Origin of the sequence: Amycolatopsis sp. NPDC049253 (genome assembly GCF_040678995.1) — a bacterium.
GTDB lineage: Bacteria > Actinomycetota > Actinomycetes > Mycobacteriales > Pseudonocardiaceae > Amycolatopsis.
Genome location: NZ_JBFAQX010000007.1, coordinates 377,277 through 400,902, shown reverse-complemented (window position 1 = coordinate 400,902; position 23,626 = coordinate 377,277). Strand labels below are relative to the sequence as shown.

The window sequence follows — 23,626 nt, the reverse complement described above, 5'->3', positions numbered from 1 at the left end:
GGACTCCACCCTCGCGTATCGCGTCTGCTCAACGCCGGTATTCGTCGTACCCGTCGTCGTACGGGTCCTCGTACCGGTTGTCGTCCTCGTGCCCGTTGTTGGCCGAGGAATCACTCGACAGCTCGCGCTGCAAAGCATCGAAATCGGTGTCGTGGGAGCTGTACTTGAGCTCGCGCGCCACCTTCGTCTGCTTGGCCTTAGCCCGGCCGCGCCCCATGGCTCGACCCCCTCGCACAGGGGCGGGGCGGCCGGGGGAATCGGCGGCCCCGCATCGTCTCGACAGTTCTTTCCTGGTCACACCGTACCGTGTCCCGGGGGTTCGATGCGACGTGGCACGGTGTGCCGGTGGCGACAGTGTCCGCCGGACGCCGGTTACCGGCCTGTCGGGGGTGATCGGCGCAGGTGGGCGTGCCACGATGCTCAGGTGCTCCGTCCCTTCGTGGCGTATCTGAGGGTGTACGAACCCCTGCTCGCGCTCGGCGACCCGCCCGACGACCGCCTGCATGAAGCCGTCGCGGCGGCGAAGCTGCGCCGGGCCGCGATCGGTGAACGCGAACAGGCCGTGTGGCTCAAGTCACAGGCGGCCGCGCCCGCCCGGTTGCTGCCCGCGGAGCTCGCCGACGGGCGGCCCGCGCCGAGCCTGCTGACCGACGTCCTCGTGCTCGACCCGGCGGAGGTGCCGGCCGATCACCCCGGCGCCGGCCCGTTCGTCTGCCCGCTCGAACTGCGCGCCCGCGCGGCCGCCGCGCTGGTGACGTTCCTCGGCGACGCGACCCCGGCGTTGAAGAACGCCGTGCTCGACGCCGGCGGGGTATCGGCCGACCGCGCCCGCTCGCGCACGAAGGCCGCGATGGCCGACCTGACCACGGCCGCCGCCCACACGCTCACCACCACGTGGACCGTGCCGCTGCCGTGGTTCGTCCTCGTCGACCCCGACGAACGCAAGCTCGTGCTCGGCTCCGGCCAGGACGATCCGGCGCGCGAGCTGTCGTGGCGCACGTCGATGTCCGACGCGCTGACCCGCGCGGCCGAGGCCGCCGAGCTGATCGAGGCCGCGTTCGGCGACTCCGGTCCGGGCCGCGTGCTGTCGCAGACGCGCCAGTGGCTGGAGAGCTTCGACCCGGACTCCGTGGTGGAGCTGGACTACGGCGGCCTGGTGCAGCTGTTCGCCGACGCGATCCTCGAGTCCGACACCACGGCCGAGGAGGTCCACGACATCCTCGAAGCCCTGCGCACCGGCAACGTCGAGGAGCTGGCGGAACTGTTCTCAGAGCTGCGCGAGTTCTGGGGCGACCTCGCCGCTAGGGAGCGCTCCAACTGACGCGCAGCCGGCCCACGGGCCGGCCACCGCCGAGCACCGGCGGGTTCGCGAGGGCTTCGAGGCCGGAGACGTCCACGCCCAGGTGGGCGAGCACCGCCACGGCCAGCGGCGCGCAGCCACGCTTCGCGCCGTCGGACATCTTCAGCGCCACCGCCGTGCCGTCGGCCAGCGCGAACGCCAGCACGCCCTCGGCGCCGATCTTCGACAGCAGCCCCGGCACCGCGCCCATCAGCGCGGTGTCCTCCCGGTCCGTGCCGGCGACCAGCCACGGGTGCGCGCGCATCGCGTCGGCGACGCGCAGCTCCTCGGACCCCGGCGACGCCTGCACCAACCGGCCGAACGCGTGGGCCAGGCCGGTGAGCGAGTAGGCGAACAGCGGCGCGCTGCAGCCGTCGACACCGGTGGTGGCGATCGGCTCGCCCGTCAGCTCCACGACGGTGTCGGCCAGCGCCTTCTGCAGCGGGTGGTCGGGCTCCTCGTAACCGTCGGTCGGCCAGCCCGCGGCGACGCAGGTGGCGAGCATCCCGGCGTGCTTGCCGGAGCAGTTCATCGTGACGCGCAACGGCGCGGTCGCCGCGTGCATCGTGGGCTCGTGCAGCGGGTAGGCCGGCGGGCAGGCCAGCGCCGACTCGTCGAGACCGGCCGCCACGAGCATCGCCGCGACGCGCTCGACGTGACCGGGTTCGCCGGAGTGGGAACCGCAGGCCAGTGCGAGGTCCGCGCCGTCGTAGCCCAGGCCGGCGCGCAGCATGCCGACGCCCTGCAGGGGTTTGGTCGACGACCGCGGGAAGACCGGACTCGTCACGTCGCCCACGAAGTGCGTCACGCTGCCGTCCGGCGCCGTGATCACGAGCGAGCCGCGGTGCACGCTTTCCACGAGGCCGGACCGCTCGACCTCGACGAGAACCGGTTCCGTCACTCTTCGGTGCGTCCCAGCTCGGAGTCGAGCAGCTCGTCGACGGTCGCGGAGCCGCGCTGGTAGCGGGCGGCGATCTCGGCGTTGAGCGTGTCCATCACGCCTTGCACCTGGCGCCGGAACGTGGACACCGAAGACTCCTCGGCGGCGTACGTGTCGAGCGCGGAGGCGAGCTTGTCGTCGGACAGCGTGCCGACGTCGGTGAGGTCCGTGTCGCCGATCAGCGCCTCGGCGTGGCGACGGTGCTCGCCGGCGCGCGAGGGTTCGAGCTGCTGGTGGCGTCCGGAACCGGTGGCGGGGCCGAGCGCGTTGTCGGCGAGGATCGTGGCGAGCTGGTCGACGATGCTGCTCTCGCCACCGGACGACCGGCGCTGCTGTTCCGCGCGCACGATGTCGATCCGCGCGTGCAGCAGCCGGCGCAGGTACGAGAGGTCGGTCTCCTCCTGCGCGGCCTCGTCACGGCGTTCGCGCAGCACCGGCAGCGGCAGGTCGCCGAGTCCGGTGAGGTATCCCGGGGCGAGGACGCGGTCGATCCGCCGTCGCCCACCGGGACGCACTTCGATCACGGGCACATCCTGCTCTAGATTCCCCGACAATGCTACCGCCGGGTTCAGTTCAGCCCCGCAACCGTTGCGCGGCCTCCCGACCAGGGGCGGCGTGCTCAGCCGGCACGGAGTCCGGGTCCACGATGGCCTGAACGATGCGGTCAGTGTTGTTTTCAGAGTCCTCCGCCGCGTCGTCCTTCCCCAGGCCGGCCAGCAGTTCCGCGCCCGCGGGCACGGATCGCTTGACCAGGGCCAGCGCGATGGGGCCGAGCTCGTGGTGCTGCACGACGGTGCCCACGCGGCCCACCACGCGTTCACCGAGGCGCACCGGGTCACCCGTTTCGGGCGTGATCTCGGGTGAACCGTCGAGGTGCAGCAGCGCGAGGTACCGCGGCGGACGGCCGACGTTGTGCACCTTCGCGACGGTTTCCTGGCCCCGGTAGCAGCCCTTCGCCACGTGGGCGGCGCTGCCGATCCAGCCGACCTCGTGCGGGATGGTGCGGTCGTCGGTGTCCACGCCGAGGCGCGGGTGCCGTGATTCCACGCGCAGCGCGTCGAACGTCCAGCTGCCGGCCGGGCGTGCGCCCGCGTCGGTGAGGCGCTGCCACCACTGCGTGAGCTCTTCGCGCGGCACGAGAAGGTCCACACTGGACCGAGACGGCCACGGCACGCGGCGCGCGAAACCACCGCCGGGCAACGCCGACACGGAGTACGGCTCGGTGCCGACCTCCACGCCGACCGCGGTGAGCACGCGTTCGGCCTCGGGCCCGAGCACGGTGAGGACGGCGAGTTCCGTTGTGGCGTCGCGGATCTCGACCTTCGACCAGAACTTCATCGCTTCGAGGTATTCACGCAACGTCTGCTTGCCGCCCTTGGGCAGCGCGCTCGTGGCGACCGGGCCGGGGTCGCTGTCGAGCCAGACGGTGCCGTCGAGGTGCGCCAGCACGAAGTGCGTGTCGATGTGGCCCTGGCTGTCGAGCACGAGGGCCTCGGTGCCGGACCCCTCCGGCAGCTCCGTCACGTGCTGGGAGATCACGAGGTGCAGCCAGCTCAAGCGTTCTTCGCCCGAAACGGCCAGGACTTCGCGGTGCGAGCGGTCGATCACGACCACGCCGCGGGCGGCGGTGCGCTGCTCCGCGAACGGATCGCCCCAGTGCCACGGAACTCCCGCCTCGGGGTGTCCGTCGGGCGCGGCGATCGCGCGGGGCGCTTCGAGCAACGGCGAGCGGTAGGCCATGCCCACAAGACTAGCTCCGCCTTCCGCCGCACCACCGCTCTCGACGGAGTGGCTGCGCCACGCTGTGCCAGTAGGGTGACGTCATGCGCGTCCTTGCCTTCCTCGACGGAACCCTGGCCGACCCCGAAGCCGCCCACATTCGTGTGGACGACCTCGGTTTGCTGCGCGGAGACGGGGTGTTCGAGACCATCCTCGTGGCCGACAAAAAGCCGCGGGAACTGCGTCCGCACCTCGACCGGCTCGCCCGTTCCGCGGCGATGCTGGAGCTGCCGGCGCCCGACCTCGCCGCGTTCGAGACTGCTGCCCGCGCCGTGATCGACAACTGGGCTGGTGGCCGGGAAATCGCGTTGAAAATCGTGTACACGCGGGGTGTCGACGGTGATCCGGCCGGCACGCCGACCGCGTTCGCCCTCGGGATGGAGATCGACGAGAAGGTGCGCCGCGCCCGTGCCGAGGGCGTCGCCGCGGTGACGCTGGAACGCGGCTTCGGAGCCGACGTCGCCGAGCGCGCGCCGTGGCTGCTGCTGGGCGCCAAGACCGTTTCGTACGCCGTGAACATGGCCGCCCTGCGCGAGGCCGGCCGTCGCGGCGCGCAGGACGTGATCTTCACCGCCGCCGACGGTTCCGTGCTGGAAGGCCCGACGTCCACGGTCGTGCTGGCGCGCGAGCGCACGCTCTACACGCCGCCGTCGACCGTGGGGATCCTGCCGGGCACCACGCAGGCCGCGCTGTTCCGCGGTGCGGAGAAGGCCGGCTGGACGGTGAAGGTGGAGCCGTTCTCGGCCGCCGACCTCGCGACGGCCGACGGGGTTTTCCTCGCGTCGTCGGTCCGGCTGGTCACCCGCGTGCACACGCTGGACGGCACCGCCCTGCCCGACTCGGCGGAGCTGCACCGCGAGCTGGTGGCGGCCTACGAAGGCGAGTACTGAGCCGGCGCCTCGCTGATCACCACGGCGGACGCGCGCAAGCCTTCGGCTTCGTAGGCGGCGATCTTGTGGTGCCCGTCGAGGATCAACGGCCGGGTGCCGGACAGCACGACGGCCACGGGACGGTGGCCGCTGCGGATCGCGGTGCGGTAGTAGGCGACGCGCGCTTCGTCGTCGGGCGGCCAGGTCGCGGTGGGCACGAGGGGCTCGTCGGAGTCGAGGCGGGCGGGGCCGTCGACCTGGTAACACCCGTCGACGAGCAGGGCCAGCAGGTCACGCAGGGTCTCGGCCAGCGGACGCCGCAGCTGGCCCGTGGCCAGCGCGATGCGCAACGCCGGCGGCAGCTCGACGCGAGTGCTGCTGTTCAGCTCCAGGACACCTGTCCCACCCGTGACCGTTACCCGTTCCACGCCCATCAAGACGAGCGGAACCGCACAGAGGTTCCGGGGCGTGCCTGAGCGAGCGCGCCGAGTGACCCGCGTCTCACCACGGCGGCCACCGGGTAGCCGCCGGTCGTGGGGTGGTCGGCGAGGAAGACGACGGGCAGGCCACTCGGCGGGATTTGGATCGCGCCGGTCAGCAGGCCTTCACTGGGCAGCTCGGCGGTGTTCGCGCGCCGTAGCGGCGGGCCGTCGAGGCGCAGGCCGACGCGGTTGGACTCCGGGGTCACCGTCCACCAGGCGCCGAGGCCCTCGACGAGGTCGGTGAACCAGTCGTCGCGGGGGCCGAGGACCACGGGCACGACGAGCCGTTCGGATGCCGCGGGGGCGACCACCACGTCGGCTCCCGCGGGCACTCCGGCGACCGGGCCGAGCGGCAGCGATACGCCGTCTTCCAGCGGTTCCGGCCCGATGCCCGAGAGCACGTCCCGCGAGCGGCTGCCCAGCACCGGCTCGACGGCGATCCCGCCGGAAACCGCCAGGTAGCTGCGCAAACCGTCCGTCGGGCGGCCGAGCGCAAGCGTTTGCCCCGCCCGCAGCGAGACGGCTGAGTGGGAACCGACGTGCCGGTCGTCCACCTGCACCGGCACGAGGGGTCCCGTCACGGCGACCGTGCACGGCGCCATCGCCCGCACGGCCAGCCCACCCAGCAACGCCTCGATCCCGGCCGCGTCCTCGGGGTTGCCGACGAGGCGGTTGCCGAGGCGCAGGGCGTCGGCGTCGAGGGCGCCCGAAGGGGGCACGCCGAGGTGCGCGTAACCGGGCCGGCCGAGGTCCTGCACCAGCGCGAGCGGTCCCGCGTGGACGATCTCCAGCGCGCGCATCACACGCTCCGGAAGCGCACGCGGTCGCCGGGCGCGAACAGTGCGGGCCGCTCGGCGGTGGGGTCGAACAGCGTCGCGTCGGTGTGCCCGAGCAGCCGCCAGCCGCCGGGCGACTCGCGTGGGTAGACGCCGGTGAACTCGCCGCCGATGCCCACGGACCCGGCGGGGACCTTCGTGCGCGGCGACTCGAGCCGGGGCTGGCGCAGTGCGTCCGGCAAGCCCGTCAGATAGCCGAACCCGGGCGCGAAGCCGGTGAACGCGACGGTGTACTCGGCTTCGGTGTGCAGCGAGACGACGTCGTCCTCGGACACCCCGGCATCGCGCGCCACGAGCGCCAGGTCCTCGCCGTCGTAGTGGACGTCCAGGGTGACCTCGCGCGGCGAACCCGTGGGCGGGTGCGTGAGGTCGGCGCCGTCGAGCAGCTCCCGCACGGACTTGAGCGCGGGTGATCCGGGCTCGGCCACCACCAGCAGGCTGCGCGCCCCGGGCACGAGCTCGGCGATCCCGTCGACGCCGGCGGCCTCGACCGTGGCCCGGGCGGCGGTCATCTGCGCGAGCGAGTCGCAGTCGAGCAGGGCGGCGTGCTCGCCGCAGGGCCGCCAGAGCATGGACAGAGCTTAGAGGCCTGCTCAGCCGACGACGCGGTGCAGCAGAGCCGACGTGTGCGGCTGCATCTCCTGGCCCATCATGGCGCGCTCCTCGACGTAGCCGAGGCTGCCTTCGATGAGGCCGTAGAGCCGCTGCGCGGCGGTGACGTCCTTGGCCGTGGCCGTGCGGATCACCGCGTCGGTGCCCAGCTCCCACGACGTCTGGTTGCGCGGCTTGCCGTAATAGAGCTCCACGATGCCGGAGCTGTGCGTGAGCAGCAGCTCGATCGTGTCGTCCTCCTGCGGTCGCCAGAACCCGCTCTCGCGGGCGGCGGGGCGGATGACGTTGCCCTCGTCGTCGAGCAGCCATGCGCGGGCCTCGTGCGTGAGGAACGGGCGGCCGTCGTGCGCGATGGTGAGCTGCTGCGCGAACTTGACCGGCCCGTCGATGGTGGGGTAGTCGACCTCGCCCTCACCGCGCCAGACACCGACCATCGGCAGCAGCGCGAGGCACGCGTCGTTCAGGTTCGGGCCCTCGCGCAGGTTGGCCGTGTCGTTGGAGATCGGCAGGTCGTCCCACAACGGCAGGTTGCGCGTGCGCGTGCTCGCCGCGCGCTCCTCGGCGGCCGCGATGGCTTCATCGCCACTGGCGGTCATGGTGCTCAGCGCTGGTCGGCGTACAGCCGGTAGACGACGTAGCAGGCGAACCACACGATGGCGACTGCCGCCAGGGCCAGCAGGATCGTAAACAGGGTCTCCACAGCGAGGAGAATAGTCCGCCCGGCGCCCCCAGGCTCCCCGCAGGGTCGCCGCGGTGAGCACAGTCACGGCCCCGTCAAGACGTGCCCTTCGCCGCGCGGCCACACCGAGCGGGTCGTGAACCCAGAAAAGTGAAGGGCCCCCAGGGAAATCCCTGAGGGCCCTTCACGGAAAAGCGCGTCAGCCGACCGAGATCGCCAGCTGGTGCAGGCCCGGGCCTTCGGCGGTGACGGAGGCCTCGCCGTTGCCGGTGCGGTGCAGCGCGCGCACCGTCCACGAGCCCGGCGCCGCGTAGAAGCGGAAGTCGCCCTCGGGGGAGGCGACCACTTCGCCGGTGAAGTCGCCGCCGCCGTCGAGCAGGCGCACGAAGGCGCCGCCCAGCGGGCCGTCGGTGCCGGTCACCTTGCCGGCGAGCACGACCTGACCGTTGGTGTCGAAGTCAGCGGGCGTGGCCACCTGGACCGGGGCGCCGCAACCGTCGTCAGCCATCTACTTCGCTCCCAACTCGACCGGCACGCCGACCAGCGAGCCGTATTCCGTCCACGAACCGTCGTAGTTCTTCACGTCCGAGTAGCCGAGCAGCTCGTGCAGCGCGAACCACGCGATGGACGAACGCTCACCGATGCGGCAGTACGCGATGGTCGCCTTGGACTCGTCGATGCCGGCCTCGCTGTAGAGGTCCTTGATCTCGTCCTCGGTCTTGAAGGTGCCGTCCTCGTTGGCGACCTTGGCCCACGGCACGTTCAGCGCGCCCGGGATGTGGCCCGGGACCTGGGACTGCTCCTGCGGCAGGTGCGCCGGGGCGAGCAGCTTGCCGGAGAACTCGTCCGGCGAACGCACGTCGACGAAGTTCTTCTCGCCGATGGCCTGCACGACCTCGTCGCGGAACGCGCGCAGCGACAGGTCCTGCTCCTTGGCCTTGTACGTGGTCGGCTCGCGCTTCACCTCGTCGGCGTTGAGCTCACGGCCGTCGAGCTCCCACTTCTTGCGGCCGCCGTCGAGCAGCTGCAGGTTCTCGTGGCCGTAGAGCTTGAAGTACCAGTACGCGTAGGCGGCGAACCAGTTGTTGTTGCCGCCGTAGAGGACCACGCGGTCGTCGTTCGAGATGCCCTTCTCCGACAGCAGCTTCTCGAAGTCGGCCTTGTTCACGAAGTCACGGCGCACGCCGTCCTGCAGGTCGTTGCGCCAGTCGAGCTTCACCGCACCGCGGATGTGCCCGGCGTCGTAGGCGGTCGTGTCCTCGTCGACCTCGACGAACACCACACCGGGCGTGTCCAGGTTGTCCTCGGCCCACTGGGTGGTGACCAGGGCGTCTTCACGGCTCATGGAAGCGAACATCTCCTTCTGGGGTTTGGCAGTGCTAGGAAGCCCGCGCGGGGCTGAAGCGCTTGAGCAGCAGGTACATCTCGCAGCCGAGGCAGAAGTTGAACGCGCCGTTGAGGAACGCGGCGAACAGCGCGAACGCCGTCGCGACGATGCCGAGCGGGGTCACGCCGGCGACGAAGCCGATCGTGCCCACGAGCGCGAACACGAAGCCCACGGCCTGCGCGAACCGCAGCGGCGCCGCGTCCTCGCGCTCGGTCGGCGGGCCGAGCCGCGGCGCGACGAGCGCGCGGTACAGCACGGAGTACGGCGCCGGCTTGAGACCGATGAACGCGCCGATCGCGAACACCACGGTCTGCAGGGCAAGCAGCGGCCACCACTGCGTCACGAGCACCACGGCGAGCACGATCGTGGTGATGATCGCGGCGAACCGCGGGCCACGCGGGTCGACGGCCGGTCCGGCGGGCATGGTTCCTCCTGCTGAGGGCGAGGCGGGGGGCGTGCGAAAGGCACGCGGCGACGGGTCGAGCGGGCCGGAAGACCGGGGCTGGGACGTCGTTCAGCGCCGGCGCGACAGGCGCGGACACAAGCTGCTGCGCACGCGGCACAGGTCCACTGCGCGGCGCTGCGTCAGGAGGGTGATGGGCAGCTCGTCCACGCCGCCGAGGGTACCCAGTGCGCCAACGCACAGGGAACCGCGTTCATACCTTGGGACGAGTCCCGGAGTCTGGGAAACAGCCGGTGAAGCGGTCGCCGCGGGTCAGCTGACGTCGGCTTCGGCCAGGTGCGGACGCAGGGCTGCCAGCAGCTCCGGGCCCTTCGGCACGCCGCCCACGCGCAGCAGCTCGCGGCCGTCGGCGGTCAGCGCGAGCGTGGTGGGGGTGCGCAGCACGGACAGGGCGTGGGCGACCTCGGGCTGCTCGGTCACGTCGAGGTCGACGTGGTGCAGTCCCGCGGTCTTGTCGGCCAGCGACGACAGGATCGCGCGCGTGTGGCGGCACGGCGCGCAGAACGTCGTGGAGATCTGCACGAGCGTGACGGCCGAAGCCGGGTCGAGCGCTTCGGCGACCGGAGCGGGCAGCTGGGCGAGATCGCGGGCCGCGGCGGCCGGTTTGGCCGCGCGCACCCGCCCGTTGCGCGCCTTGAGCAGCACGCCGGCCACGACCGCGACCACCAGCGTGGCCAGCAGGACCCAGACTCCGGTCACCGGGCACTCACCCCTTCGACGTAGACAGATCCGAGAAGTTCACGTTGGTCGCCTCGCCCTTGATCGTCACGGAACCGCTGTCCACGCGCACCGCGGTCGGGGTGACCGAGAGCGGCAGCGTGCTCGTGTCGATCGTGGCGCGGAAGTTCGGCAGGAGAGCCTTCTGCACTGAGTCCGGAACGACGGTGGTCTCGTGGTCATTCCCGAACTGCAGCCGGTGCGGGGTGATCGTGATCGTCTTGCCCTTGAGCTCGATCAGCGCGAAGCAGAAGATCTCCACCTTCTGGCCGGCCACCTGCACGTCACCCGAAAGGCGCACACCGGCGGTGTTGCCGTCCTCCGGCTCGCCCGCCGCGTTGGTGGGTGTCGGGTCCGGCTCCTGGCCCTGGTCGGTGTCGCCGTACTTGACGTAGGCCTCGGTGCTCTGGTCGATGCGCAGGTTCTGGATCTTGTCCAGTGGCGAGATGCGCGCGATGTCCGACGCCTTGATCGTCACGGCGCCCGTGAGCTTGCCGATCTTCACGTTCTTCGTGTTGCCCGCGGTGAGGTCGGACAACGGCGCTGTTACGTCTTCGAGCTCCGCGCTCACGCCGAGATCGCGTAGTTCACCGCCCACGGGCACGCCGTCGGCCGAGACCGTGATGTGACTGTAGTCACCCGAGAGCGCCTGCGTCAGGAACGGGAAACCGTGGATGTCGACCGACGGGTCGTCGGTCAGGCGGAGCTGCTCGCGCGCCTTCTGGGAGATCGTGTGCTCGGCGAACGCGGCGGCTCCGAAATCGGCTCCGACCAGCAGGATCACGATGACCCCGAGCACGATCACCCAGCGGCGGACGCGCCGTCCGCGACGCCGGTTGTCCGGCCGAGGAGCCGGTCGGTCGTCCCGCGTCACGGGCCTGCTCACCATCGCGTCGGTTCTCCTGTTCGTCGGGGGCCGGGGCACTTCCTGGGCTCGGCCAGGTGTGATCGATCCAGCACGAGCTAGGTGACGTGTTGTTCACCCGGTATTCTCACTCAGCACCGACCGAGGCCCACGTTCGAGGCCGTGCGCCAGGACCTGACTTTGTGAAGGCGGTGTGGCTCCATGAGCCTGGACCTTCTGGTACTTACCGCGGAAGCCGACCCCACCTCTGTGCTTCCCGCGCTCGATCTGCTGCCCCACACCGTACGCGTCCGCGAGCCCGAGGTGACGGCCCTGCTCGACGCCGGGCACCGGGACGTCATCCTGCTCGACGCGCGCAGCGACCTCGCCTCGGCGAAGAGCCTGTGCCGCCTGCTCAAGGGTGCCGGCGACGACGAGGCGAGCACGCCCGTGATCGCCGTGGTCGGCGAGGGCGGCCTGGTGGCCGTGAGCTCGGAGTGGCGCACCGACGACATCCTCCTGCCGACCGCCGGCCCCGCCGAGGTCGACGCGCGGCTGCGGCTCGTGACGACCCGCGACGGCGTCTCCGGCCAGGTCGACGCGGAGTTGCGCGTGGGCGACCTCGTGATCGACGAGGCCACCTACACCGCGCGCCTGCGCAAGCGCACCCTCGAGCTCACGTACAAGGAGTTCGAGCTCCTGAAGTACCTCGCGCAGCACGCCGGGCGCGTCTTCACCCGCGCACAGCTGCTGCAGGAGGTCTGGGGCTACGACTTCTTCGGCGGCACGCGCACGGTCGACGTCCACGTGCGGCGCCTGCGCGCCAAGCTGGGCCCGGAGCACGAGCAGATGATCGGCACCGTGCGCAACGTCGGCTACAAGTTCGAGCGCCCCGCGAAGTCCGGTCCGAAGCAGTCGGCGCCGGCCATCGAATCCGCGCCTGAATACTCCAGCCGCTGACGCGCGCCGATTCCCCCGACGAGCCCCTTCACGCAGCGCCGCGCGTGGGTAATGTCGGCTTCGTGGCGGAAACAGAGCTGACGGGCTGGACGGCCGAACTCGGGGCCGACGCGGCGGAAGCGGTGCGGGAGGTGCTGCTCGCGGCGAAGGCGGCCGACGGGCGGCCGGAGGTCGACGCGACCGGTCCGTTGCCGCGCGAGTTCGCGGGCGGGCTGCACCTGCTCGCGCGCCTCGACGGCAAGCCCGCCGGCTACGCGCACCTCGACACCGAGGGCGACTCCTACGGCCGCCAAGTTGCGGAGGTCGTGGTGCACCCCGACTACCGCCGTCGTGGCGTCGGCACCGCGCTGGCCCGCGAGCTCGACGCGAAGGCCGCCGAGGGCGCCCGCGTCTGGGCCCACGGGGACAGCGCCGCGGCCGCCGCTTTGGCGAAGGACTTCAGTCTGGGCCGGCAGCGTGAGCTGCTGATCCTGCACGTCGAGGTCGAAGGCGCGGACTGGCCCGAACCTGTGCTGCGCGAAGGTCTGCGGCTGCGCACGTTCGTGCCGGGGCAGGACGAGGAAGCCATGATCGCCGTCAACGCGCGCGCGTTCGACTGGCACCCGGAGCAGGGCGCGTTCAGCGTCGACGAGCTGCGCGCCGAGGAACGGCAGCCGTGGTTCGATCCGGCCGGCTTCTTCCTGGCGGAGAACGACGCCGGCGACGTTGTCGGCTTCCACTGGACGAAGGTGCACGAGCCCGTGCCCGGCCGCTTCGGCGGTGAGCCGGTCGGGGAGGTCTACGTCGTCGGTGTCGATCCGGGCACACAGGGTGGTGGACTCGGCAAGGCACTGACGCTCGCCGGGCTTCGGTATTTGCGCGAGAAGGGATTACGCCAAGTAATCCTGTACGTCGAGGGTGACAACGCACCGGCGTTGGCGGTCTATTCGAAGCTGGGGTTCACGCGTTTCGAAACCGACGTCCAGTACGGTCGGTAATCACCATGACGGGGTGAGTGCCCCGTGTTACTTTCTGCGTACGTGCAGGTCACGGCAGGGACACGACACCCTTTCGGCGTAGTCGCCCTGCTCACATACGGTGCCTTGTTCACTTTGCGTTCATGTGAGCAAGGGGGACCGTCCATCGGGGCTGCCTAATGTCCGGATCCGGCGCGCTGAGACGCGCGCCGATCCGGCGAAGTCTCCGAGTGGAGGAAATGCAGTGAAGATCATGCGGCCCCTTGGTGCCGTGGGCATCGTGGCGAGCGCCGCCCTGGTGCTCGCCGCCTGTGGCAGCGACCCTGCGGCGAGCAACAGCAGCAACTCCAGCTCGGCCGCCGCCCCCGCCGCCACCGGCACCGCGCAGGTCGACTGCGGTGGCAAGAGCCCGTTGTCCGGTGAGGGCTCGACGGCGCAGAACAACGCCATCGACGTCTTCAAGCTCGCCTACGGCAAGCAGTGCAGTGGCCAGCAGGTCAACTACACCGCCAGCGGCTCGGGCGCGGGTGTCAAGCAGTTCAACGGCAACCAGGTCGACTTCGGTGGCACGGACTCCCCGGCCACCGGCGCGGACCTCGAAGCCGCCAACAAGCGCTGCGCCTCCCCGGCGTGGAACATCCCGATGGTCGTCGGCCCGGTGGCCGTCGGTTACCACCTTTCGGGTGTCGACAAGCTGACCCTCACGCCTTCCGTGATCGCGAAGATCTTCACCGGTGCGATCAAGAACTGGAACGACCCGGCCATCAAGGCGGTCAAGGGCAACGAGAACATCACGTTCCCGGACAAGCCGATCCAGGTCGTCTCCCGCTCGGACGAGTCGGGCACCACCGACAACTTCCAGAAGTACCTCGGTGCCGCGGCCCCGGCCGACTGGACCAAGGGCGCGGGCAAGAAGTTCGTCGGCGGCGTCGGCAACGGTGCCTCCGGCTCGAACGGCGTCGCCACCACGGTCAAGGGTGCCGACGGCTCGATCACGTACGTGGAGGGCGCGTTCGCCAAGGACGGCGTCACTCCGGCCCTGATCGACAGCGGCTCCGGCGGTGTCGAGCTCAACGCCCAGAACGTCGCGAAGTCGCTCGACGCCGCGACCTTCCTCACCCCGGGCTCCAACAACCTCGCGCTCGACCTGAACAAGATCTACGCGAGCAACGTGGCCGGCGCCTACCCGCTGCTGCTCACGACCTACGAGCTCGTGTGCTCGAAGTACTCGAACGCGGACGTCTCGAAGGCCGTCAAGGCATTCCTGACCGTCTCGGCCACCACCGGCCAGCAGCAGCTGTCGTCGAAGGGCTACGTGCCGATCCCGCAGAGCCTGCAGGACAAGGTGCTGACCGCCATCAAGGCGATTTCCTGACCTATCCTCGACTTGGCTGAACAACAAGTACACGCTGGACAGAACCCCAGTCGATGAGCGAGTCATCCTCGACGCGAACGCCCACCGGCGGCCCCGGTGGGCGTTCGTCGTCCGCCCGAGCGTTCCCGGAGGATCCGATTTCGGACACAACATCCGCGCCGGCGCCCGAAAGGCCACCCGCGCAGGAGAAGCCGAAGAAGGTGCGGGCCGGTGACCGCATCTTCCAGAACCTGACCACCGGGGCCGGCATCTTCATCGTCGCGCTGATCGGACTGATCGGGATCTTCCTGATCATCCAGGCCATCCCGGCGCTGAAGGTCGACAAGGTCAACTTCCTGTTCAACCACGGGTGGTCGACCAACGACCCGACGAACATGGCGTTCGGCATCGCGGACCTCGCCGAGGTCACCGTGGCCACCTCGCTGGTGGCGCTGATCATCGCCATGCCGGTTTCGCTCGGCATCGCCCTGTTCCTCACCCAGTACGCGCCGAAGCGGCTCGCTCGCGGGTTCGCCTACGTGATCGACCTGCTGGCCGCCGTGCCGTCGATCATCTTCGGCCTCTGGGGCATCATCGTGTTCGCCCCGGCGATCGAGCCGTTCTCGCTGTGGGTGAACTCCACTTTCTCGTGGTTCCCCCTCTTCGCGCCGGGCAACGTGCAGCCGAACGTGCGAGGCACGATTTTCACCGCCGGCATCGTGCTCGCGGTGATGATCCTGCCGATCATCACCTCGCTCTCGCGTGAGGTCTTCGAGCGCACGCCGACCCCGCACATCGAAGGCGCGCTGGCGCTCGGCGCCACCCGCTGGGAGGTCATCCGCACCACGGTGCTGCCGTTCGGCAAGGCCGGCTACATCGGTGCGTCGATGCTGGGCCTCGGCCGCGCGCTCGGTGAGACCATCGCGCTCGCGGTCATCCTGCTGATCCCGCAGGGCCGCAACTTCGACTGGAGCCTCTTCGACGGTGGCGCGACGTTCGCGTCGAAGATCGCCGCGAACTACAGCGAGTTCAACAACGCCACCTCCGCCGGCGCGTACATCGCCGCCGGTCTCGTGCTGTTCGTGCTGACCTTCCTGGTGAACTTCGCCGCCCGGTCCATCATCAGCAAGAAGGGGGACTGAGCATGTCCACAACGCTCGAACGTCCCGCCGTGACGCCCGCGTTCCAGCAGGTCAGCCTGGCCCGCAAGGCCAAGAACGGCTTCGCCACCGTGCTGGTGTGGCTGGCGTTCCTGGTCGCCGTGGTGCCGCTGGTGTGGGTGCTCTACACCGTGGTCGTCAACGGCATCAAGCGCATCCCGTTCACGAACTGGTGGACCGAGGACTTCGGCTCCGTGCTGAGCGACGAGGTCGGCGGCGGTGTGCTGCACGCGATCATCGGCACGCTGGAACAGGGCCTGATCTGCGCGATCATCGCGGTGCCGATCGGCCTGCTGGTGTCGATCTACCTGGTCGAGTACGGCCGTGGCAAGCTCGCGAAGGCCACCACGTTCATGGTCGACATCCTCTCCGGTGTCCCCTCGATCGTCGCCGCGCTGTTCATCTACGCGCTGTGGATCACCACGCTCGGCCTGCCGCGCAGTGGTTTCGCCGTGTCGCTGGCGCTGGTGCTGCTCATGATCCCGGTGGTCGTCCGCTCGTCGGAGGAGATGCTGCGGATCGTGCCGGACGACCTGCGCGAGGCGTCCTACGCACTGGGTGTGCCGAAGTGGAAGACGATCATGAAGATCGTGCTGCCGACGGCGCTGTCCGGCATCATCGGCGGCATCATGATGGCGCTGGCCCGCGTGATGGGCGAGACGGCGCCGCTGCTGGTCCTCGTGGGCTACTCGGCCTACGTGAACTGGAACCCCTTCGACGGCGAGCAGGCCGCCCTGCCGCTGGTGATGAACAACGAGCGCGTGACGAACTCGCTCGACCCCGGGAGCGTCGGCTTCGACCGCATCTGGGGCGCGGCGTTGACGCTGGTCATCATCATCGCGATCCTGAACTTGCTCGCCACCCTGCTCTCCCGGCTCCTCGCCCCGAAGAAGAAGTGAGTCATGGCCAAGCGAATCGACGTCAAGGACGTAGACATCTACTACGGCAAGTTCCACGCCGTGGACAGCGTCACGCTCAACGTGCCGCCGCGCAACGTCACCGCGTTCATCGGGCCGTCGGGCTGCGGTAAGTCGACCGTGCTGCGCACGCTCAACCGGATGCACGAGGTCATCCCGGGTGCGCGCGTCGAGGGCGAGGTGCTGCTCGACGGCGAGGACATCTACGCGTCCGCGGTGGACCCGGTGCAGGTGCGCCGCACGATCGGCATGGTGTTCCAGCGCCCCAACCCGTTCCCCACGATGTCCATCAAGGACAACGTGGTGGCCGGGCTGCGCCTGGGCGGCACCAAGAACCGCAAGCAGCTCGACGAGATCGCGGAGCGCGCGCTGCGCGGTGCCAACCTGTGGAACGAGGTCAAGGACCGGCTCAACAAGCCGGGCGGCGGCCTCTCCGGTGGTCAGCAGCAGCGGCTCTGCATCGCCCGCGCCATCGCGGTGCAGCCCGACGTGCTCCTGATGGACGAGCCGTGCTCCGCGCTCGACCCGATCTCGACCCTCGCCATCGAGGACCTGATCGGTGAGCTCAAGAAGGAGTACACGATCGTCATCGTCACGCACAACATGCAGCAGGCGGCCCGTGTTTCCGACCAGACGGCGTTCTTCAACCTCGCCGGCGTCGGCCAGCCCGGCCGGCTGATCGAGCTGAACGACACGGAGAAGATCTTCTCCAACCCGGACGAGAAGGCGACCGAGGACTACATCTCGGGCCGGTTCGGCTGATCGTTCACTGTGGTCTTTGGGAAAACGGCCCCTCCGTCCGATGTGGACGGAGGGGCCGGTTCGTTGTCGGTGGTGCCGGTCGGCAGTCGCGGGCGATGGCCTGCCGGGCCGCGTTCACGGCGGCGTTGTCGGCGGCGATGACCGCGGCGTTGGCACCGACGGCCTTGGCCGCGTCGAGTGCTTTCTGGGCGCTGGCGAGCCTCGCCTTGTCCAGCGCGCACGTCGAGTTCGCCGCGGCGGGAGCCGGCTGAGCGGCTGCCGCCTCGGCGACCGGGACGGCGAAGAAACCGGCTGCGACCAGTCCGAGGGTGGCCGCGACCAAACGCTTGGTGATCATTGTTCTCCTTCGCAGGTCCGCGTTGCCGCGGAATCCGTTGTCAGCGAGGAGAAACCAGCGTCGGATCAAGATCGAAGTGGACAGTCGAACCGGTCTCTGATCGAACAGCCGTCGCCGGCCGGCCGTGAGATCAGACGTTGAGGTCCTCGTCGGATTCGTAGCCCGGCATGCGGCCGGTGACCACGAAGATCATGCGCTTGGCGACCGAGACCGCGTGGTCGGCGTAGCGCTCGTAGAAGCGGCCGAGCAGCGTGACGTCGACGGCCGCGGCGACACCGTAGGGCCACTCACGGTCCATCAGCACGGTGAACAGGTGACGGTGGATGTCGTCGACCTGGTCGTCCTCGGTCTCGAGGTCCTTGGCGGCGTTGACGTCCTTGGACTTGATGACCTGTTCGGCCTGGCGCGCGAGCTTCACCGCGGCGCGGCCCATCTCGACGAAGTAGGGCTTCACCGTCTCCGGGAGCACCGCTTCGGGGTGACGACGCCGCGCGGCCTTGGCGACGTGCAGGGCGAGGTCGCCCATGCGCTCGAGGCTCTCGGCGGCGTGGATGGCGGCGAGCACGGTGCGCAGGTCCGTGGCGACCGGTGCCTGGAGGGCGAGCAGGGCGTATGCCTGCTCCTCGCACTCGGCGCGCGCGTCGTCGACCTTCGCGTCGTCGCTGATCACCTGCTCCGCGAGGCCCAGGTCGACCTCCAGCAGTGCCTTGGTGGCCAGCTCCATCGCGTCGGCGACCTGAGCCGACATGGCGGCCAGGTTCTCGGCGAGCTGTTCGAGTTCGACATGGTAAGCCTCACGCATGGAGACACCCTACGACGCGCGTTGTCCGAATACCGCATCGCCGGGTGAACCGCACGTGAATCCGGTCTAACAAATCCCGCGGGTCAGCCCTCGGTGGTTTTGCTGTCGATCTTCGACGAGCTGCCCGCGTTGGCCGCGGTGGTGGGCTTTTCCCCGGGCAGCGGGGTGTTGTCGCGCAAGGCGTCGAAGAGCGAGTCCGTTCTGGACTGCACGAGGACCTCGTTGCCGCGCTTGTTGGCGGTGCCGGTGGTGGGCACGGTCATGAAGTTGATCTTGGACGGGTCCACGCCGCGCATCGACTGGGCGAGCGTCATCATCTGCTGCACACCGAGGTTGTCGCCGAAGGTGGCCTTCGCGAACGCGGTGATGAAGCCGGACAGCTTGCCGGGGTCGAGGACCACGTCGGACGACATGACCTTCTTCAGCAGTGCGCCGATGAACGCCTGCTGCCGCTTGATGCGGCCGTAGTCGGACGTCGGGTCGCCCTTCACGTGGCGGGCGCGCACGTAGTTCAGGGCCTGGTCGCCGGAGATCGTGACGTCGCCGGTCTCCAGCAGGACCTTGCCGAGCACCTCGTCGTCGATCGGCTTCTCGTTGTTGATGGTGACGCCGTGGACCGCGTCGACCATGTCCTTGAAGCCGTTGAAGTCGATGCCCACGAAGTGGTTGATGCGCAAGCCGGTGATCTTCTGGATCACCTTCGTGACGCACTGCGGGCCACCCACGGCGTACGCGGTGTTGAGCTTCGCGATGCTCTGGCCCGACACGACCTCGTCGGTGGTGGCGGACTTCGAGGGATCCCAGCGGTTGCAGTCGGGCCGGTTGATCTCGAGGTCGCGCGGGAAGGACACCACGACCACGCGCTTCCGGTCGGCCGGCACGTGGGCGACCATCACGGTGTCCGAGCGCGCTCCGGGGTTGCTCTCGGCGGTGCCGACGCCCTCTTCCGCCGAGGCGCCGTCGCGGCTGTCGGAGCCGACCATGAGGAAGTTCTCGTCGTTGGCCTGGGCTTCGGCGTTGCGGATGTCGGAGGAGTTCTCGTCGAGCGCGGAGACCTGGGTGAACTTGGCGTCGAACCAGTTCACCGCTCCCCAGGCCACGCCGGTGCCCAGGAAGACCAGCACGGCCAGCACGATGAGCACGATCCGCCCGATCCGGACGGCCCTCTCGCTGTGGCGCTGCTTCTTTTCCTGCAGACGCGTTTGAGGGGCGCGCTCTTCGGGGTTCTCGTCGTCCGCCTCGGCGGGGATCGCCTTGTAGATCCCCGTGGGCGCCACCACGCGCTGCAGCGCGGTGCGCGTCTGCTCGAACAACGCGACGGGCCGCGCGGTCAGCCGCGCCATCCGCTCGCGCCGCTTGTCCTCCTCCGCCAGCATCTCGTCGTGGGCGGCCGAGAAGCGCGCGAGGGTGTGGTCGATCTTCCTGCGGTACTGCGTGGCCTCGTCGATCGCCTCCATCTCGTCCGTCATGGTCAACGGATCGAGCTCCGACCGCGCCGGCACCCCGGCCGGCCGCGCGGGCGTCCGACGCTGGCGAGGCGGACGCTTGCCGTCGATAGGAGGGGTGAGCTGAGTGCGCTCACCGACGGGGGAAGTGAGCTGAGTGCGCTCAGCCCCTGGGGCGGCTTGGTTGTTCTGGTGGTCTGCTTCGGCGCTTTCGTCGTTCTCGTCGAACCCGTCGGCCGCGAGACCTTGGTCTGCGCCGGGCTTGCCGGGCGCGCCGGGCTTGCCGTTGACGGCACCGTTCGGCCCGGGCCGGCCGTTCGCGCCGGCCTGGGGCCGCCGCTTGCCATTCGCCCCGACCTTGCCATTCAGCCCGGCAGCACCGTTGGCCCCCGGCACACCGTGCGGTCCGGACGTGCCATTCGGTCCCGGCTTGCCGTTCGCACCGGCAAGACCATCCGGTCCCGGGATCCCACCGGGGTTCGGCATGCCGTTCGGTCCCGGCTTGCCGCTGGGCCCGGCTTTGGCGTTGGGCCCGGGCACACCGTTCGGCCCGGTGCCGTTCGATCCGGGCTTGCCATGGGGCCCGGCAACGCCGTTGGCCCCCGGCATGCCGCTGCCATTCGGCCCAGGCTTGCCGTTCGTACCGGCAGGCCCGCCGGGTCGTGGCATGCCGTTGGCCGTCGCCATGCCATTCGGGCCGGCCTTGCCATGGGGCCCGGCAGCTCCTGGCACACCATGCGAGCCGGACGTGCCACTCGGTGCGGACTTGCCGTGAGGTCCGGCAGGACCGCCTGCGCCCGGCACGCCGTTTGCGCCGGTCATGCCATTCGCGTCGCCTCGCGCCGATGGGTTGCCATTGAGGCCCGGTTTGCCACTGGGTCCGGCAGCGCCGTTGGGTCCCGGCATGCTGTTCGTGCCGGTCTGAGGGCTGGGCTTGCCGTTGGGGCCGGGCTTGCCGTTCGGGCCGGCGGCGCCGTTGGGCCGTGGCATGCCGTTGGCGGGGGGCATGCCGTTCGGGCCTGGGTTGCCGTTCGGCGCGGCGTTGCCGCCTGCGCCGGGCAGGCCGTTCGGGCCGGGGCGCTGGCCGTTGGGGCGGGCGGGGCGTTCGGCCGGGGGCAGTGGGGCGGCGCCGGTCGGGCCGGGGGTGCGGCCGCGGGGGCGGCCGTTCGGAGGCTCGGGCGGCGCGGAGGTGCCGTGGCGGCCGGGGGGTTCGGCGGCCGGGAGGTCGGAGAAGTCTGGGCCGTCGTCGGGCACGGCGTGGCTGCCGCCGGGGGTCGGGGGTTCCGGGGCGCGGCGGCGGCCGGTGGGGAGTGGCTGCGAGGTCGTCGGACGGCGTGGGGAAGGTGGTTCCGGCGCGGCCCGGCGGGGTCCGCGCGAGTGGGCCGGCTCCGGCGCGTCCGCGGCGTGCGAGGCCCGGCCTGCGGAATCCGCGCGTGGCACGGGGCCGCCCGCCGAAGGTGCGGCGGGCGGGTCGTCGTCGGGGCGGGCGCGGCGGCCGCGAGGTGGCGGCTGCTCGGCGCGGTGCGAGCGGGAGGAAGTCGAGTAGGTCTCGTCTGCGAGGTGCGAGCTGCCCAGGTGGGAGCTGCCGTTCGAGTCCGCGAGGTGTGAGCTGCTGGCGCCGCCCCGGCGGGAGGTGCCGTTGGACTCGGCCAGGTGCGAGGTGCTGGCGCCGCCCCGGCGGGAGGTGTCGTTGGACTCGGCCAGGTGCGAGGTGCTGGCGCCGCCCCGGCGGGAGGTGCTGTTGGACTCGGCCAGGTGCGAGGTGCCTGGGCGCAGGCTGGAGCTGCCGTTCGAGTCCGCGAGGTGTGAGCTGCCCTCGAAGCCGGAGTCGTCGGCGCGTCGTGAGCCCGTGCGGGAGCCGGGCGAGGCAGAGTAGCCGTTGGGGCCGCCGAGGCGGGCGCTGCCGTTCGACTCCGCCAGGTGGGAGCTGCCGTTCGACCGTCCCCCGGGCTCCGCGCGGCGCGAGCCCGGGTCGGAATCCTCGGTGTCGAAGGTCGGGCGTTCGCCGGTGTGGCGGGCCACGACGTCGGAGACGCTGATGCCGCCCTGGGTTTCCATGGAGCGGCGGCGGCCGGCGCGGGTGCGGGGGGTGCCGTTGTCCGAGTGGCGACCGGTGCCGGGGAGGGGGCGATCGTCGGGCACTCGGACTCCTTTCGCACTTCGGGCGCTGACGAACCGGCGGCGGGGGCCTTTCGTTCCGGCTCTCCCAGGGCACGTCGTTCCCCGGGAGGTTTTCGTTATCGTACGGATACCCGCCGTTCGTGACGACACCCTCCCGCGAATTTCTTCACCATGAGTCGACCCAAGACGGCCCGAAGCGGACGAACAGGTGAAGATTGGAGCAAGCAAAAGGGAGTGGGCCCGCGTTTACGTTACTCAGAGTGGGTAATGACGCGCTTCGTTTCGCGGTCTTGATAGGCGACTTTGTTGCGCCCCGCGCGTTTCGCCGCGTACAGGAGGTTGTCCGCGCGCAGGAGTTGCCGCTGGGCGGACACCGGGCCGGCGGAAGCGTGCGCCAGGCCCGCGCTGATGGTGACTCTCAAGCCGGGCTGAAGTTCTGACCAGGGGTGACGGGCGACGCGCGTGCGAGCGGCCTCGACGATGCGCACGGCCTTCGGCGCGTCGACGCCCGGCAGCACGAGCGCGAACTCCTCGCCGCCGTAGCGCGCGCAGAACCCGTCGGGCGGCAGCTCCTCCTGCAGGAGGTCGGCGACGCGGCACAGCACGCGATCGCCGAGGAGGTGACCGTACGTGTCGTTCACGTGCTTGAACAGGTCGAGGTCGATCAGCGCGACGGCGAGACCACGCGCGGCCGGCAGCCCGGGCAACCGCTGGTCGAGGTAACGGCGGTTGTAACTCGACGTCAGCGGGTCGCGCAGGCTGCCGGCCCGCGCGATGTCGAGCGCGGACCGCAGGTGCTCGTACGCCCGGCGCCAGTCGCCCTGCTTGGCGAACATGCCGGCGATGGACTCGTGCAGGCTCAGCAGATCGGGAGCGGGTGTACCCGCCGTGAACTCGTCCTCGGCCGCCACACCCACCTCCGCCACCTCATGGTTGTCGTCTTAAAGGAGCGGTGTCTTGAGACATCGGTACGCGCGAAAGCGAATATCGCTCAAGTGGACGACGTGGGCCCGGCTTTGTCACGCACCGAAGTTCTACCGCCCCAGCGTGGAAAACGGTTTCTTGCCCTTGAGCTGCGCGTACTGGTCTTTGGCCCAGTAACTCACGTTTACCCCAGTGCCTTCGAGCAACTGTGCGTAATCGGCCCACGAGACCCACCGCCAGCCGCCGACTTCCTCGGGGTTGGGCTCGGGGTCGCGATCCACCCACGCGACGAACACCGGGCAGAACTCGTTCTCCACGATCCCCTGGAACGGCGGCGTCCGGTACCGGTACTTCGGCAGCACGCACTCCAGGTCCTGCAGCTCCGGCAGCCCGATCTCGTACGCGGCGCGCCGGCGCACGGCGTCGGGCAGCGACTCGCCCGGCGCGGGGTGCCCGCAGACGCTGTTGGTCCACACCCCCGGCCACACCTTCTTGTCCGGCGCCCGTTGCGTGATCAGCAACGCCTGGTCCGAACGGCGCAGCACGTAACAAGAGAAGGCGAGGTGCAGCCGCGTCTCGCCGTGGTGGCTCGCGAGCTTCGGCCCGGTCTCTCCCGTCGGCACGCCGTCCTCCGTGACGAAGACGACGCGCTCGGACTCGGATTCGGTGATGGTGTCCACGTGACCACTGAACACCAGAGCTCCACGGACGAGGTACCGCCGCAAGGCGGGTGGCCGTGCTGTTCATCCCGTTTCGGGTGGCCGGGCGGCACGGTGCGTGACGGCTGCGGCCCCACGCGCCCTCGCGTGACCGCCTCGGGTGAACACTCGAGTCCGAAGTGGACAAAACGGCGCCGGGTCCGGTCGGTCGACACGATCCGTCACCGCCGGGGCCGGCGAGCCGCCGCTCGACCCGGCTCGGGTGAACTACCGAGCCGGCTC

General features: G+C 70.3%; 26 protein-coding genes and 1 pseudogene. 8 read left to right on the top strand and 19 right to left on the bottom strand.

The window, feature by feature from the left end; genetic code table 11:
• Nucleotides 1-28: 28 nt before the first annotated feature.
• Nucleotides 29-217 (bottom strand): DUF3073 domain-containing protein, encoded by a 189-nt coding sequence (locus AB0K15_RS19575; protein WP_360597910.1) that lies wholly within the window; start codon nt 215-217, stop codon nt 29-31.
• Nucleotides 218-424: 207 nt separating this feature from the next.
• On the opposite strand from AB0K15_RS19575, the gene AB0K15_RS19570 reads away from it, so the two are divergent.
• Nucleotides 425-1,321 (top strand): hypothetical protein, encoded by an 897-nt coding sequence (locus AB0K15_RS19570; protein ID WP_364051906.1) that lies wholly within the window; start codon nt 425-427, stop codon nt 1,319-1,321.
• On the opposite strand, the gene AB0K15_RS19565 is transcribed toward AB0K15_RS19570, so the two are convergent.
• From AB0K15_RS19565 to AB0K15_RS19555, 3 genes are read right to left on the bottom strand one after another with little or no spacing between them, the layout of a single operon-like run.
• Entirely contained in the window at nt 1,302-2,240 is a 939-nt protein-coding gene (locus AB0K15_RS19565; protein WP_364051903.1) for an asparaginase, read from the bottom strand. The genes AB0K15_RS19570 and AB0K15_RS19565 overlap by 20 nt on opposite strands.
• Complete coding sequence (locus AB0K15_RS19560) at nt 2,237-2,803, bottom strand: aerial mycelium formation protein (RefSeq protein ID WP_364051900.1); 567 nt, start codon at nt 2,801-2,803, stop codon at nt 2,237-2,239. Before AB0K15_RS19560 ends, AB0K15_RS19565 begins: the two co-directional genes overlap by 4 nt.
• 49 nt (nt 2,804-2,852) lie before the next feature.
• Nucleotides 2,853-4,019: a folate-binding protein gene (locus tag AB0K15_RS19555; protein ID WP_364051897.1), complete on the bottom strand. Its 1,167-nt coding sequence runs from the start codon at nt 4,017-4,019 to the stop codon at nt 2,853-2,855.
• Between the two features lie 83 nt (nt 4,020-4,102).
• On the opposite strand from AB0K15_RS19555, the gene AB0K15_RS19550 reads away from it, so the two are divergent.
• Nucleotides 4,103-4,948, top strand: coding sequence for an aminodeoxychorismate lyase (locus AB0K15_RS19550; protein ID WP_364051894.1), 846 nt, complete (start codon nt 4,103-4,105; stop codon nt 4,946-4,948).
• Here AB0K15_RS19550 and AB0K15_RS19545 read toward each other — a convergent pair.
• From AB0K15_RS19545 to AB0K15_RS19500, 10 genes are all read right to left on the bottom strand, one after another.
• Entirely contained in the window at nt 4,930-5,355 is a 426-nt protein-coding gene (locus tag AB0K15_RS19545; RefSeq protein ID WP_364051982.1) for a hypothetical protein, read from the bottom strand. The two genes, AB0K15_RS19550 and AB0K15_RS19545, sit on opposite strands and share 19 nt — an antisense overlap.
• A 5-nt stretch (nt 5,356-5,360) precedes the next feature.
• Nucleotides 5,361-6,209, bottom strand: a complete 849-nt coding sequence (locus AB0K15_RS19540) for a biotin-dependent carboxyltransferase family protein (protein ID WP_364051891.1) — start codon at nt 6,207-6,209, stop codon at nt 5,361-5,363.
• On the bottom strand, nt 6,209-6,817 hold the full coding sequence (gene pxpB / locus AB0K15_RS19535; RefSeq protein WP_364051888.1) for a 5-oxoprolinase subunit PxpB: 609 nt from the start codon (nt 6,815-6,817) through the stop codon (nt 6,209-6,211). The genes AB0K15_RS19540 and pxpB overlap by 1 nt, the downstream gene beginning before the upstream one ends.
• 21 nt (nt 6,818-6,838) lie before the next feature.
• The gene (locus AB0K15_RS19530; protein WP_364051885.1) at nt 6,839-7,453 is read right to left on the bottom strand and encodes an FABP family protein; all 615 of its coding nucleotides are present in this window, start codon (nt 7,451-7,453) and stop codon (nt 6,839-6,841) included.
• Between the two features lie 282 nt (nt 7,454-7,735).
• Nucleotides 7,736-8,044, bottom strand: a complete 309-nt coding sequence (locus tag AB0K15_RS19525; protein ID WP_364051882.1) for a DUF1416 domain-containing protein — start codon at nt 8,042-8,044, stop codon at nt 7,736-7,738.
• Complete coding sequence (locus AB0K15_RS19520) at nt 8,045-8,881, bottom strand: sulfurtransferase (RefSeq protein WP_364051879.1); 837 nt, start codon at nt 8,879-8,881, stop codon at nt 8,045-8,047.
• A gap of 34 nt (nt 8,882-8,915) precedes the next feature.
• On the bottom strand, nt 8,916-9,347 hold the full coding sequence (locus AB0K15_RS19515) for a DUF4395 domain-containing protein (protein ID WP_360597889.1): 432 nt from the start codon (nt 9,345-9,347) through the stop codon (nt 8,916-8,918).
• A 90-nt stretch (nt 9,348-9,437) separates the two neighbouring features.
• The gene (locus AB0K15_RS19510; RefSeq protein ID WP_364051875.1) at nt 9,438-9,536 is read right to left on the bottom strand and encodes a putative leader peptide; all 99 of its coding nucleotides are present in this window, start codon (nt 9,534-9,536) and stop codon (nt 9,438-9,440) included.
• A gap of 102 nt (nt 9,537-9,638) precedes the next feature.
• The gene (locus tag AB0K15_RS19505) at nt 9,639-10,085 is read right to left on the bottom strand and encodes a thioredoxin family protein (protein WP_364051872.1); all 447 of its coding nucleotides are present in this window, start codon (nt 10,083-10,085) and stop codon (nt 9,639-9,641) included.
• A 7-nt stretch (nt 10,086-10,092) separates the two neighbouring features.
• Nucleotides 10,093-10,992 carry a DUF2993 domain-containing protein gene (locus AB0K15_RS19500; RefSeq protein WP_364051869.1) on the bottom strand — a complete coding sequence of 300 codons (900 nt, stop codon included), beginning with the start codon at nt 10,990-10,992 and terminating at the stop codon, nt 10,093-10,095.
• A gap of 177 nt (nt 10,993-11,169) precedes the next feature.
• Between AB0K15_RS19500 and AB0K15_RS19495 the strand changes: the two genes are divergently transcribed.
• From AB0K15_RS19495 to pstB, 6 genes are all read left to right on the top strand, one after another.
• Nucleotides 11,170-11,907 carry a response regulator transcription factor gene (locus tag AB0K15_RS19495; RefSeq protein ID WP_364051866.1) on the top strand — a complete coding sequence of 246 codons (738 nt, stop codon included), beginning with the start codon at nt 11,170-11,172 and terminating at the stop codon, nt 11,905-11,907.
• Nucleotides 11,908-11,984: 77 nt separating this feature from the next.
• A complete protein-coding gene (mshD, locus tag AB0K15_RS19490; protein ID WP_364051979.1) occupies nt 11,985-12,884 on the top strand; it encodes a mycothiol synthase in 900 nt (299 codons plus the stop codon).
• A 223-nt stretch (nt 12,885-13,107) separates the two neighbouring features.
• Nucleotides 13,108-14,238 carry a phosphate ABC transporter substrate-binding protein PstS gene (pstS, locus tag AB0K15_RS19485; RefSeq protein WP_364051863.1) on the top strand — a complete coding sequence of 377 codons (1,131 nt, stop codon included), beginning with the start codon at nt 13,108-13,110 and terminating at the stop codon, nt 14,236-14,238.
• A gap of 200 nt (nt 14,239-14,438) precedes the next feature.
• Nucleotides 14,439-15,359, top strand: coding sequence for a phosphate ABC transporter permease subunit PstC (pstC, locus tag AB0K15_RS19480; RefSeq protein WP_364051860.1), 921 nt, complete (start codon nt 14,439-14,441; stop codon nt 15,357-15,359).
• A gap of 2 nt (nt 15,360-15,361) precedes the next feature.
• Complete coding sequence (pstA, locus tag AB0K15_RS19475; RefSeq protein ID WP_364051857.1) at nt 15,362-16,276, top strand: phosphate ABC transporter permease PstA; 915 nt, start codon at nt 15,362-15,364, stop codon at nt 16,274-16,276.
• A gap of 3 nt (nt 16,277-16,279) precedes the next feature.
• Complete coding sequence (gene pstB, locus AB0K15_RS19470) at nt 16,280-17,056, top strand: phosphate ABC transporter ATP-binding protein PstB (RefSeq protein ID WP_364051854.1); 777 nt, start codon at nt 16,280-16,282, stop codon at nt 17,054-17,056.
• Between the two features lie 4 nt (nt 17,057-17,060).
• Here pstB and AB0K15_RS19465 read toward each other — a convergent pair whose 3' ends face one another.
• The 5 genes and pseudogenes from AB0K15_RS19465 to idi form a co-directional block, all read right to left on the bottom strand.
• On the bottom strand, nt 17,061-17,393 hold the full coding sequence (locus tag AB0K15_RS19465) for a hypothetical protein (RefSeq protein WP_364051851.1): 333 nt from the start codon (nt 17,391-17,393) through the stop codon (nt 17,061-17,063).
• A gap of 130 nt (nt 17,394-17,523) precedes the next feature.
• The gene (phoU, locus tag AB0K15_RS19460; RefSeq protein ID WP_364051848.1) at nt 17,524-18,195 is read right to left on the bottom strand and encodes a phosphate signaling complex protein PhoU; all 672 of its coding nucleotides are present in this window, start codon (nt 18,193-18,195) and stop codon (nt 17,524-17,526) included.
• Nucleotides 18,196-18,350: 155 nt separating this feature from the next.
• A pseudogene (locus AB0K15_RS19455) lies at nt 18,351-19,697 on the bottom strand (LCP family protein); the annotation flags it as partial.
• 2,315 nt (nt 19,698-22,012) lie between these two features.
• Complete coding sequence (locus AB0K15_RS19450) at nt 22,013-22,687, bottom strand: GGDEF domain-containing protein (RefSeq protein WP_364051845.1); 675 nt, start codon at nt 22,685-22,687, stop codon at nt 22,013-22,015.
• 108 nt (nt 22,688-22,795) lie between these two features.
• A complete protein-coding gene (idi, locus tag AB0K15_RS19445; protein ID WP_364051842.1) occupies nt 22,796-23,365 on the bottom strand; it encodes an isopentenyl-diphosphate Delta-isomerase in 570 nt (189 codons plus the stop codon).
• Between the last annotated feature and the right edge of the window lie 261 nt (nt 23,366-23,626).

Excerpts from the sequence above, each read along its gene's own strand:
- AB0K15_RS19515 (WP_360597889.1), bottom strand. The coding sequence starts at position 9,347 with ATGCCCGCCGGACCGGCCGTCGACCCGCGTGGCCCGCGGTTCGCCGCG.
- AB0K15_RS19520 (WP_364051879.1), bottom strand. The coding sequence starts at position 8,881 with ATGAGCCGTGAAGACGCCCTGGTCACCACCCAGTGGGCCGAGGACAAC.
- AB0K15_RS19555 (WP_364051897.1), bottom strand. The coding sequence starts at position 4,019 with ATGGCCTACCGCTCGCCGTTGCTCGAAGCGCCCCGCGCGATCGCCGCG.
- AB0K15_RS19495 (WP_364051866.1), top strand. The coding sequence starts at position 11,170 with ATGAGCCTGGACCTTCTGGTACTTACCGCGGAAGCCGACCCCACCTCT.
- pstA (WP_364051857.1), top strand. The coding sequence starts at position 15,362 with ATGTCCACAACGCTCGAACGTCCCGCCGTGACGCCCGCGTTCCAGCAG.
- AB0K15_RS19465 (WP_364051851.1), bottom strand. The coding sequence starts at position 17,393 with ATGATCACCAAGCGTTTGGTCGCGGCCACCCTCGGACTGGTCGCAGCC.
- pxpB (WP_364051888.1), bottom strand. The coding sequence starts at position 6,817 with ATGCTCTGGCGGCCCTGCGGCGAGCACGCCGCCCTGCTCGACTGCGAC.
- AB0K15_RS19550 (WP_364051894.1), top strand. The coding sequence starts at position 4,103 with ATGCGCGTCCTTGCCTTCCTCGACGGAACCCTGGCCGACCCCGAAGCC.
- AB0K15_RS19575 (WP_360597910.1), bottom strand. The coding sequence starts at position 217 with ATGGGGCGCGGCCGGGCTAAGGCCAAGCAGACGAAGGTGGCGCGCGAG.
- pstB (WP_364051854.1), top strand. The coding sequence starts at position 16,280 with ATGGCCAAGCGAATCGACGTCAAGGACGTAGACATCTACTACGGCAAG.
- AB0K15_RS19525 (WP_364051882.1), bottom strand. The coding sequence starts at position 8,044 with ATGGCTGACGACGGTTGCGGCGCCCCGGTCCAGGTGGCCACGCCCGCT.
- AB0K15_RS19540 (WP_364051891.1), bottom strand. The coding sequence starts at position 6,209 with ATGCGCGCGCTGGAGATCGTCCACGCGGGACCGCTCGCGCTGGTGCAG.
- AB0K15_RS19530 (WP_364051885.1), bottom strand. The coding sequence starts at position 7,453 with ATGACCGCCAGTGGCGATGAAGCCATCGCGGCCGCCGAGGAGCGCGCG.
- AB0K15_RS19500 (WP_364051869.1), bottom strand. The coding sequence starts at position 10,992 with ATGGTGAGCAGGCCCGTGACGCGGGACGACCGACCGGCTCCTCGGCCG.
- phoU (WP_364051848.1), bottom strand. The coding sequence starts at position 18,195 with ATGCGTGAGGCTTACCATGTCGAACTCGAACAGCTCGCCGAGAACCTG.